General features: G+C 71.4%; 5 protein-coding genes and 1 pseudogene. 3 read left to right on the top strand and 3 right to left on the bottom strand.

Annotated elements, in window-relative coordinates:
- Window positions 1-72 precede the first annotated feature (72 nt).
- From ACFV0G_RS15435 to ACFV0G_RS15425, 3 genes are all read right to left on the bottom strand, one after another.
- A complete protein-coding gene (locus ACFV0G_RS15435; RefSeq protein WP_380546820.1) occupies window positions 73-1,473 on the bottom strand; it encodes an extracellular solute-binding protein in 1,401 nt (466 codons plus the stop codon).
- A gap of 548 nt (window positions 1,474-2,021) precedes the next feature.
- Entirely contained in the window at window positions 2,022-6,314 is a 4,293-nt protein-coding gene (locus ACFV0G_RS15430) for a discoidin domain-containing protein (RefSeq protein ID WP_380546818.1), read from the bottom strand.
- Between the two features lie 529 nt (window positions 6,315-6,843).
- Window positions 6,844-7,857: a LacI family DNA-binding transcriptional regulator gene (locus ACFV0G_RS15425; RefSeq protein WP_380546816.1), complete on the bottom strand. Its 1,014-nt coding sequence runs from the start codon at window positions 7,855-7,857 to the stop codon at window positions 6,844-6,846.
- Window positions 7,858-7,982: 125 nt separating this feature from the next.
- Between ACFV0G_RS15425 and ACFV0G_RS15420 the strand changes: the two genes are divergently transcribed.
- The 3 genes and pseudogenes from ACFV0G_RS15420 to ACFV0G_RS15410 all read left to right on the top strand — a co-directional run.
- Window positions 7,983-8,777: an SGNH/GDSL hydrolase family protein gene (locus ACFV0G_RS15420; protein WP_380546814.1), complete on the top strand. Its 795-nt coding sequence runs from the start codon at window positions 7,983-7,985 to the stop codon at window positions 8,775-8,777.
- A 160-nt stretch (window positions 8,778-8,937) separates the two neighbouring features.
- Window positions 8,938-9,948: a PAC2 family protein gene (locus tag ACFV0G_RS15415; RefSeq protein WP_380546812.1), complete on the top strand. Its 1,011-nt coding sequence runs from the start codon at window positions 8,938-8,940 to the stop codon at window positions 9,946-9,948.
- A 214-nt stretch (window positions 9,949-10,162) separates the two neighbouring features.
- Window positions 10,163-10,633: pseudogene (locus ACFV0G_RS15410) on the top strand (hypothetical protein); the annotation flags it as partial.

Genomic DNA, 10,633 nt, shown 5'->3' with positions numbered 1-10,633 from the left:
AGGGGGGGGGGGGGGGGGGGGGGGGGGGGGGGGGGGGGGGGGCGCGCCCGGCGCCCCCCCCCCCCCGGGCCGCTACTGGAGGTTCGCCAGCACCTGGTTGACCTGGCTCTCGGCGTCCGAGAGCAGCTTGTCGACGTTGGCGTTCTTGTCGGTCAGGACGGCCGACACGGCGTTGTCCAGGACCTTGTAGATCTGCTGGGCGTTGGCCGGCTCGGTCTTGCCGGGCACCTGGACGGCCAGGTACGGGGCGTAGTTGGCGACCGGGACGGTGGCGCTCGCGGCCTTCAGCTTGTTGTCGGCGTCCAGGGTGGCGCCGGTGAAGAAGAACGGCTCCGGCAGGCCCACGGGCAGGCCGTCGGCCTTGGTGCGGGCGTAGTCGAACTGGCCCTTGCCCATGGTGAGGTACTTGAAGTTCAGCCAGGCGATGCCGGCCTTGATCTGGTCCGGGGTCGAGCCCTTCTTGAAGTAGAAGCCGTCGCCGCCGAGCAGCGCCGCCTTCTCACCCGGCATCGGGCCCATGCCGTAGTCGTCGTAATTGCCCTTGAGGGTCTGGACCATGTAGGTGATGTCGTCCGGGGCGCCGACGTACATGCCGAGCTTGTCGGTCGACATCTGGGTCATCAGGTCGGGCCACTTGAGGCTCTGGGTGGCGCCCATGGAGTTGTCGGTCCAGCGCATGTCGTACAGGTTCTGCAGGACCTGCTTGCCCTCGGGCGTGTTGAAGGCGGCCTTCTTGCCGTCCTCGGTGGTCATCGAGCCGCCCAGGCCGTACAGCTCGGCGGTGTAGTGCCAGCCGCCCTGGTTGGTGGCGCTGTAGTCGCCGTAGCCGTTGACGCCGTTGCCGAGCGCGGCGATCTTCTTGGCGTCCTCGCGGATCTCGGCCCAGGTCGTCGGCGGCTTGTCGGGGTCGAGGCCCGCCTGCTTGAAGAGCTTGCGGTTGTACAGCAGGCCCATCTTGTAGTTGCTGCGGGGCAGGCCGTACAGCTTGCCGTCCGCCTTCATGGTGTTGAGCACGGACGGGTCGATGTCCTTGAGCGCGGGCACCGACTGGTCGTTGACGTACGGGGTGATGTCCTCGGCCGCGTCCGCGTCCAGCACCTGGTTCAGGTCGGTGAAGTACGAGTAGAAGACGTCGGTCTGGGTCTTGCCCTTGAGCTGGGCGGTGTACGCGGCGGGGTCCTCGCAGGGCGAGGCGTCCTTCGCGTTGATCGTGACGTTCGGGTACTTCTGGTTGAACTCCGCGATGTCCGCGGCCCACTCCTTGCGCTCGGCCGGCTTGGTGGTCGGCGGCTCGCAGTCGATGCTGATGGTGACCTTGGTGCTGGGGTCGAGGGCGGCGCCGGCCGACGACTTGCCGGAGTCCCCGGAGGTGCCCGAGCTGCCGCCGGAGGACGAGCAGGCGGCTGCGGTGAGCGCGAGGCCCGCGGCGGCGGCCAGGGCGACGGTTCTGCGGAGGAGCCGGTCTCTGTTCATGCGGATGGACCCTTTCAAGCACGGTTGGGCTGCGCCGGGGCGCGGGAGAGCCCGTGGGAATTCCGGTGGGGGCCGTTCCCGGGAGACGCCCGGGAACGGGGAAACGTGCGAGGCCGAGCCACGGACACTGCGTCTGGCAGCAGGGCCGGCTGGTGTCGACTACTTAACCAGCCTCGACAGATGTCCACAAGATGTCGACGGTATTTCGCAAAAACTTGACTCCTCTTTGCGGTGTCCACGTCCGCCGCACGGCCGGACCGACGGCCGCCCTGGCCTGCGGCAGCGCCCCACGAGGCCCTGGAGGGCCTCCGGGGGCATCGCCCGGGGGCCTTCGGGCGGCCCGTCGCCTGCAACCGGTTCTCCGGCCCCTGCAGGGCCGTTGGCCCTCCGCGCAGGCCGCCGGCCGTGTCCCGCCCGTGTCCGTTCCGACTCCCGGCCGTGTCCCCTGCGCGGCGCCCCCTCGGGCCGGCGAAGCACCGCAAACGGCTGCGGACACGCCGAAGCAGGACGGGCCGTGGAGCGCCCGCCCTGCTTCGTTTGCGCAATCGTTACGGGTTGACCGTGATGTGGAACGTGGACGTGGTGTTCTGGATGTCCTTGTCGTTGTTGCTCAGGGTGAGGTGGTTGAAGGTGACCGAGCCGACCGCCGGGCCCTGGCCCGCCTCGGGCATCTCGTTGGCCCAGATGCCGTAGCCGGACTTGGCGTCGAAGGCGTCACCGCTCTTCTGCGCCCCGGTGATGGAGATGTTGGTGAAGACGGTGTCCGTGACCGGGTTCTGCGGCTGGCCGCCGGAGTAGTTGGTCTGGAACATGATGCCGCTGTACGTCGGGTCGGTGATGTCGACGTCGCTCACCCGGATGCCCTGGAACACCTTGGAGGCCGAGAAGACCCAGATCGCCGGGAAGACCTGCTGGCCCCAGAAGTGGCCGCCGCCGCGGACGATGGAGATGTTCTGCAGGTCGGTGGTGGGCGAGGCGCCGAAGCCGTTCATCGCGTAGCCGAAGTCCAGCGACGAGATGGTGATGCCCGAGTAGCAGAGGGTGTCCGCGATGTAGATGTTGCGGAAGGTGTTGGCGTAGCCGCCGTACACCGCGATGCCCGCCGCGCGCCAGGTCAGCAGCGAGGTGAGGTTCTGGAAGACGTTGTTCTTCTCGTCGGCGCCGCCGGCGTCGATCGCGGAGAACAGTGCGAACGAGTCGTCGCCGGTGGCCCGCGCCTCGTTGTTGGAGACCAGGTTGTCCGTGGAGCCGTTGGTCATGTTGATGCCGTCGGCGAAGGTGTCGCGGATCCGGGAGTTGGTGATCGTCATGCTGTCGGTGTTGGCACCCCAGTACATGCAGACCATGTGCTCGACCCAGATGTTGTCGATGGTGTCGTTCGCGACGTTCGCGAAGTCGAACACCTTGCCCGGGCCGTCGATCCGCGAGGTGTAGTTGCCGAAGTAGGCGAACCCGGAGAAGGTCGAGCCGTTGGCGGTCGAGTCCGCCCGGAAGCCGACGTCGGTGTTGCTCTGGTCGGTCGGGGCGTAGAACCGGGTGAACCACGGGCCGGCGCCGACGATCTTGATCGCCTTGCCGTAGACCTGGAACTTGTTGGCGGTCTGGTAGTCGCCGGGCGGCAGGTAGACGCCGACCAGCGTGCCGGTGGCGTCCATCCGGACCTTGTCCAGGGCCGCCTGCACGTCGCCCTGCGCGAAGCCGGTCGGCACGACGTACTTGGCCGGGTCCGGGTTGGCGATCTGGGTGGCCTGCTCCAGGCTCACGAAGTCGATCGCGTACTGGCTGGTGTTGGAGGAGTCCTTCTGCAGCCGGATCTTGTGGCCGGCCGGCACGTTGGTGCCGAGCAGCAGGTTGGCCTCGTCGTAGATGTGCCGCTGGCCGCCCGAGCTCGGCGAGTTGCCGGGCGCGGTCTCGCTGCCGTACAGCCAGGCGTACTTGGAGGTCAGGTTGATGGCCTTGAGGAAGGTGCCGTCGACGTAGACGTCCAGCGTGGCGTTCTGGCCGTCACCCGCGGCCGAGTCCGGGATGGAGAACCGGGTGACCAGCGAGTTGGTCGGCGCCTTGGTGGTGAACTCCACCGACGAGCCGGTGCTGTTGAGCGTCACCGCCTTGCGGCCGGAGGCCTCGCCGGCCAGGTCGCCGATGGTCCGGTTCGGGCCGACCACGGCGGCGCCGCCGGCCAGCACGCCGTCCTCGGCCTCGTAGGTGTCGTACGGCATGTTGGCGCCGCGGCCGATGTACAGCGACTGGTTGGTCGTGTTGTTGGCCTGCTTGACCGGCAGCTCGTTGGCGTCGGTCGCGATGACCGTCCGCACCGTGTACTTGCCGTTGACCGCCGTCCAACTGCCCAGCGAGACCGGGGAGGTGGTGGCGCCGGGCGCGATCGCGCCGCTGTAGGAGCCGGTCAGCGTCTTGACCGCGGTGCCGTTGGCGTCGAGCACGGTCAGGGTGACGCCGTGGCTGCCGGAGGCGGCCGCCGAGGTGCCCTGGTTCTTGATCGCCACCGAGAAGTTGACGGTGTTGCCGGCCGCCGGATTGGACGGCGACCAGGAGACCGGGGAGGCGACCAGGTCGGAGCTGGCCACCTGGTTGACCACCAGGTTGGACGGCGCCGTCCAGGTGTTGTTGGTCTCGTCCTGCTCGATGACCGCGTTGCTCTCGTCGACCTTCGCGGAGAGCTGGTAGCTGCCCGCGTTCTGCGCCGGGACGCTGACGTTCACGGTGCTGGAGGCGCCGGCCGCGAGTGCGCCGACCTGCGCGGTGCCGACCTTGGTGGCGCCCAGGTAGAGGTTGACCGAGGTGGCGGCGGAGGCCGCGGTGCCCTGGTTCTTCACCGTGGTGGCCAGGGTCAGCGCGTCGGTCTCGACCGGGGCGGCGGGCGAGACGGTGGTGCCGGTGACGGTCAGGTCCGGGTTGGGCGCCGGAGTACCGATCACCTGGAACTCGGCCACCTGACCGGCGGCGGAGCCGGTGTTGCTGGTGATCTTCAGCTGGACGTCCGCGACCCGGGCGGAGACCGGGATGCTCACCGTGTTCCCGGAGGCCGGGTCGAAGGTGTACTGCTTGGCCGCCACCAGGCTGGTGAAGGTGGAGCTGCTCTGCTCGCGGCCCAGCACCTCGATGGTCTGGGTGCGGGCGCCCCAGGCGGACGCCGGGTTGAGCTTCAGCACCACCGAGCCGGTGTCGGCGTTGGAGCCGAGCGCCACCGTCAGGGTGTTCGGGTAGCTGCCGCCCGCGCCCTCCCAGTAGGTGGTCACGTCGTTGTCGTTGGCGTTGGTGGCCACGAACGTGTAGACGGAGGAGTTGGCGGTGATCGCCTTGCCCGCGGCCAGGTTGGTGCCGGTGCCGCCGCCCGTGCCGGTCCGGATCACCGTGTTGCTGCTGTCCGACTGGTTGCCGGCCGCGTCCTTGGCCTTCACGTAGTACGAGACGGTCGCCGAGTCCGGCTGGCTGTCGGTGTACGTCAGCACGCCCGCGCCGACACTGGCCTTCAGCGAGCCGTTGGCGTACACGTCGTAGCCGGTGACGCCGACGTTGTCGCTGGAGGCCGTCCAGGTGAGCTTGATCTGGCCGGAGCCGGGCTGGGTGTACGCCAGGCCCCCCGGGGCGCTCGGCGCCTGGGTGTCACCGGTGGCCCCGGTGCGGGTGACCGTGTTGCCGGCGGCGGACTGGTTGCCGGCCGCGTCCTTGGCCTTCACGTAGTACGAGACGGTCGCCGAGTCGGGCCGGCTGTCGGTGTACGTCAGCACGTTGCCCGCCACGCTGGTGAGCAGCGTGCCGTTGGCGTAGACGTCGTAGCCGGTGACGCCGACGTTGTCGGTGGCCGCGTTCCAGGTGAGCCTGACCTGGCCGGAGGCGGGCTGGGTGTACGCCAGGCCGGTCGGGGCGCTCGGCGCCTGGGTGTCGCCGGTGGCCGGGCCGTAGACCTCGAACTCGGAGAGCTGGGCCGCCGGCCACACGCTGTTGGCGGTGAAGTTCAGCCGCACGTAGCGGGCGGTCGCGGTGCTCACGTTGACGGTGACCGCGTTCCCGGAGGCCGGGTCGAAGGTGTAGGCGGTGGAGGCGACCAGGTCGGTGAAGTTGGTGCCGTCGGTGGAGCCCTGGACCTTCAGGGTCTCGCTGCGCGTCCCCCAGCCGGCGGGCAGCTTCAGGACCAGCTTGTTCACCTGGACGGCCGAGCCGAGGTCGGCCTGGAGCCACTGCGGGAAGGCGTTGTTGGCGCTCTCCCAGTAGCTGCTGCTGTCGCCGTCGGCCGCGTTGGCCGCGGTGTAGGGCGCGTTGGTGCTGCTGGAGGTGAGAGAGCGGACCAGGTTCGACGAGGCGCTGGTGGAGCCGTAGACCTCCAGCTCGGAGACCTGGGCGGCCGGCCAGCCGGTGTTGGCGGTGACACTGACCCGGACGTAACGGGTCGTGGTGGAGGCGAAGTTGAGCTTCACCGTGTTGCCGGAGCCCGGGTCGAACGTGTAGGCGGTGGAGCCCAGCAGGGTGGAGAAGTTCGAGCCGTCGGTGGAGCCGAGCAGGCTGAGCGTCTCGTTGCGGGAGCCCCAGCCGGCGGGGAGCTTCAGCACGACCTGGTCGATCGCGGTGGCGGTGCCCAGGTCCACCTGGACCCACTGCGGCAGCGCGTTGTTGGTCGACTCCCAGTAGGTGTCCTGGCTGCCGTCGTTGACCAGGGCGACGGCCTGGCCGCCGGTGGAGCTGCTGGCCGTGACGGGCTTGCCGGCCGCGAGGTTGGGGCCGCCCGCGGCGTGGGCCGGTACGACCGGCCCGATCACCATCAGGAGCAGCCCGCTCGCGACCGCTGCGGCGCTCAGCCGCGGCAGTGTGCGCTTGGTTCTCATTACGTCCCTTTTTGTCTCATCGGGTCATGGCGGTGCGCGGCGAGGCGGCCCCGGCTCCGCCGCGCGGCACCCCGGGCGGGGTGGGCCGGGGCGCGGCAGGCCCCGGCTCGGACCGCCGGAGTGGAGGCGGTCCGAATCCTTCGGCGGTACGGGCCGGCTAGCCGGTGCAGCGGCCGGGCACGGTGGTGGCGTACGACCGGGCCCGTCGGGCCGAGTGGGTGACGGTCTGTCGGTGCAGCGGTCGGTCGGGCGTGGAGGAGCGCGTCGCGGTTGCCGGGTGGGCGGTGGGGCGGAGCGGGCGGCGCGGGAGTCCCATCCCTTGTCCTGCCTCTGTGGGGGTAGTTGCAGCGGGATTTGAGGCCTGTCCATCGCAAAAATGACGTTGATATGTCGAGCATTTGCGCGATGGCAGCCAAGAGTTACAGAGGTGCTTCAGGCATGTCAACGGATTGCGCCGACCCCGGGCACACGAAAGAGGGCGGGCACCGAAGTGCCCGCCCTCAGCAGAAGGGTCGTCAGAAGGCTGCGGTCAGCCCCGTACGCGCGGCGGCGCGGTCGATCCGCGCACCACCAGCTCCGGCTCGAAGAGCAGCTCGTCGTGGGTCACCTTGACCCCGGCGATCTCGCCCACCAGCAGCTCCACGGCGGCCCGGCCCATCGCCTCGATGGGCTGGCGCACCGTGGTCAGCGGCGGGTCGGTGCACATCATGAACGAGGAGTCGTCGTAGCCGATCACCGAGACGTCGTCCGGCACCGACAGGCCGGCCCGCCGCACCGCGCGCACCGCGCCGAGCGCCAGCGGGTCGCTCGCGCAGACCACGCCGGTGACTCCCTGGCGCAGCAGCCGGGTGGTGGCCGCCTGGCCGCCCTCCAGGCTGAACAGCGCCCGCTCGACGTGGGCGTCGGGCAGTTCCAGGCCGACCCGCTCCAGGGCCGCGCGGGCCGCCCCGAGCTTGCGCTGCGAGGGCACGTGGTCGTTCGGGCCGAGCACCAGGCCGATCCGGCTGTGCCCGAGCTGGCGCAGGTGGGAGACGGCCTGCTCGACGGCGACCGCGTCGTCGCAGGAGACCCGGGGGAAGTCCAGGTCCTCGATCGCGCCGTTGAGCAGGACCGTCGGCAGGCTGCGCTCGGCGAGCCGGTCGTAGTGCTCGTGCGGTGCGTCGCCCTGGGCGTAGAGGCCGCCGAAGAACACCACGCCGGAGACGTGCTGCTCCAGCAGCAGGTCGACGTAGTCGGCCTCGGAGACGCCGCCGGCGGTCTGGGTGCAGAGCACCGGGGTGAAGCCCTGGCCGGCCAGGGCGCCGCTGACGACCTCGGCGAAGGCCGGGAAGATCGGGTTCTGCAGCTCGGGCAGGACCAGACCGACCAGCCGGGCCCGCTCGCCGCGCAGCTGGGTGGGCCGCTCGTACCCGAGCACGTCGAGGGCGGTGAGCACAGCCGCGCGGGTCGCCTCGGAGACGCCGGGCTTCTCGTTCAGCACCCGGCTGACGGTGGCCTCGCTCACCCCGACCTTCTTGGCCACCTCGGCAAGTCGTCGTGTCATGGGTGCGAGTGTACGGCAAAAAGCGCAAACGGCTTGCGTGAATTTGCAGCGCGCGATGATCTCTCATTCCGTGAGCGAACGGCTACGATGCGTGACGAACGTTCCGCGCGTCCCCGGAGAAGCCCGTGCGCCCCAAGCTGCTCGCCGTCCTGACCGCCGCCCCGCTGCTGCTCACCGCCGCACCGGCGCACGCCGCCGAACCCGCCCGGTACGCCGCGCTGGGCGACTCCTTCGCCGCCGGGACGGGCGCGGGGCAGTACGAGGCGGCGGGCGGCTCCTGCCACCGCTCCGCCCGCTCCTACCCGGAGCTGTGGCGCGCGGCGAACGGCCCGGCCGACTTCCTGTTCGCCGCGTGCAGCGGTGCACTGACCGCGGACGTCCAGCGCGACCAGGTGCCGCGGGTGCCCGCGGACGCCACCCTGGTCACCCTCACCGCCGGCGGCAACGACCTGGCGTTCACCGACGCGGCCGTGGCCTGCCTCCAGCCGCTCACCACCGACGCGCGCTGCGACAGTGCACTGGACGAGTCGGAGCGGCGGCTGCGCGAGGAGCTGCCCGGCCGGCTGGCCGCGCTGTACCGCGCCCTGGACGCGCAGGCCCCCGCCGCCCGGGTGGTGGTCACCGGCTACCCGCACCTGCTCGGCGACGACGCCTCCTGCCCGGTCGCCCCGGCCCACCGCCGGGCGCGCTTCAACGCGCTCACCGACGGCCTCGACGAACTGATCGGGACTCAGGCCGCCAAGCAGGGCTTCCGGTACGCCGAGGTGCGCGAGGCCTTCGCCGGCCACGGCGCGTGCCGCGGCGCCGCGAACGAGTGGATCCACCCGATCACGCTGCCGCTGTGGGAGTCGTACCACCCCACCGCCGACGGCCAGGCGCGCGGATACCTGCCGAGCGTGTCCGGGGCCGCGCTCGGATAGGCTTCGCACTCCGGCCTGGGCAGGTATCAAAGCCCGTAGGCTGGGCAGGTAGGGACCGTGGAACGGGGCGTTCCACGCGAGGTGCGACAGGCCGGCAGCCGGCCACCGGCCCCACGGGCCGGGAGGGGGGCGGCGACCGGCCGACGGAGGGAGACGCTGGGTGATCGAGCTGGAGGACGTCCCCGAGTTGATCGACCCGGTGATGATCTGCGCCTTCGAGGGCTGGAACGACGCCGGCGACGCCGCCTCGGCCGCCGTCGGCCACCTGGACGAGACCTGGGGCGGCAAGGTGTTCGCCGCGCTCGACGCCGAGGACTACTACGACTTCCAGGTCAACCGCCCCACCATCTGGCTGGACGGCGGCGTGCGCCGGATCACCTGGCCGACCACCCGCCTGTCGGTGGTCCGGGTGAACGAGCCGAAGACCCGGGACCTGGTGGTCGTCCGCGGCATCGAGCCGAGCATGCGGTGGCGCTCGTACTGCAACGAACTGCTCGGATTCGCGCACGAACTCGGCGTGGAGCTGGTGGTGATCCTCGGTGCGCTGCTCGGCGACACCCCGCACAGCCGGCCGGTGCCGGTCAGCGGGGTCACCTCCGACGCCGCGCTGGCCCGCACCCTCGACCTGGAGGAGAGCAAGTACGAGGGCCCGACCGGGATCGTCGGGGTGCTCCAGGAGGCGTGCGCGCACGCCGGGGTGCCGGCCGTGACACTCTGGGCCGCCGTGCCGCACTACGTGGCGCAGCCGCCCAACCCGAAGGCCACCCTGGCGCTGATCAACAAGCTGGAGGACCTGCTGGACCTCCGTATCCCGCCGGGCGAGCTGGCCGAGGACTCCCGGGCCTGGCAGCTCGGGGTGGACCAGCTGGCCGCCGAGGACAGCGAGGTCGCCGAGTACGTCCAGCAGCTGGAGGAGGCACAGGACACCGCGGAGCTGCCGGAGGCCTCCGGCGACGCGATCGCCCGCGAGTTCGAGCGCTATCTGCGGCGCCGGGAGAACCTCGGCCCGACCGGCGAGAAGCCGGTCTCCGGCCACGCCACCGAACGCCCGGAGCCGAAGGCCGACGACGCCGACGACGCCGACGACGACGAGGACGACGACGGCGACGCCGGCGGCAGGCCCGGGGACGCGGCGGACGACGACGGCGAGGACGGCGGCGGCAAGGAGTAGCCGGGCCCGGGAGGTTCAGGGGAGGGCTCGCGGGAGGGCGAGTTGACAGGCCGCCAGGCCTGTTACACCGCGGTGACGACGGCCCCACTGTTCGGGGACGTTCGACTGACAGAGTTCTCTCATCGCACGGACGAGGGCCGGCCGGGGGGATCCCGGCCACGCGCACCGCTCACGGCGTCCAGTCGTCACACCACACTCCCGGGGGAACTCCGCCATGTCCGCTCGTGCCCGCCGTCACGCCGCCGCCGCGCTCGTCTCCGCCCTCACCGTCGGCAGCACGCTGCTGCTGTCCGCCTGCGACCCGCAGGCCGCCACCGGGGCGGCCGCGGGCGGCGGCGCCCCGGTCGCCGCGACGCCGTCGGCCGCCGCCGCCTCGGCCGCCGGCGCGCCGTCCGGTACCACCGCGTCCGCCACGCCGTCCGCGCCGCCGAGCCCCACCGCGTCCCGCCCGTCCGCGTCCTCCGGCAGCCGGAGGCCCGCGCCCGTCCGGAACGGCGCCGTGCACGGCCTGACCATCAGCAACGGCACCGACCTGGTCCTGATGGACGGCACCGCCGTCGACTTCCACACGCCGGTCCGCGACCTGGCGTGGGGGGGGGGCGGCCGCCGGGGGGGGCCCCCCGGGCGGGGGGCGGGGGGGACCCGCGGGGGGGCGCCCCACCCCCCCCCGGGGGGGGCCCCCCCC

The sequence above is a fragment of the Kitasatospora sp. NPDC059571 genome, from assembly GCF_042735675.1.
Lineage (GTDB): Bacteria > Actinomycetota > Actinomycetes > Streptomycetales > Streptomycetaceae > Kitasatospora.
The sequence above is the reverse complement of the archived record's forward strand: the minus strand, read 5'-3'. Positions and strand labels throughout refer to the sequence as shown.

Coding starts and splice junctions, on each gene's coding strand:
- ACFV0G_RS15425 (WP_380546816.1), bottom strand. CDS start 7,857: ATGACACGACGACTTGCCGAGGTGGCCAAGAAGGTCGGGGTGAGCGAG.
- ACFV0G_RS15435 (WP_380546820.1), bottom strand. CDS start 1,473: ATGAACAGAGACCGGCTCCTCCGCAGAACCGTCGCCCTGGCCGCCGCC.
- ACFV0G_RS15430 (WP_380546818.1), bottom strand. CDS start 6,314: ATGAGAACCAAGCGCACACTGCCGCGGCTGAGCGCCGCAGCGGTCGCG.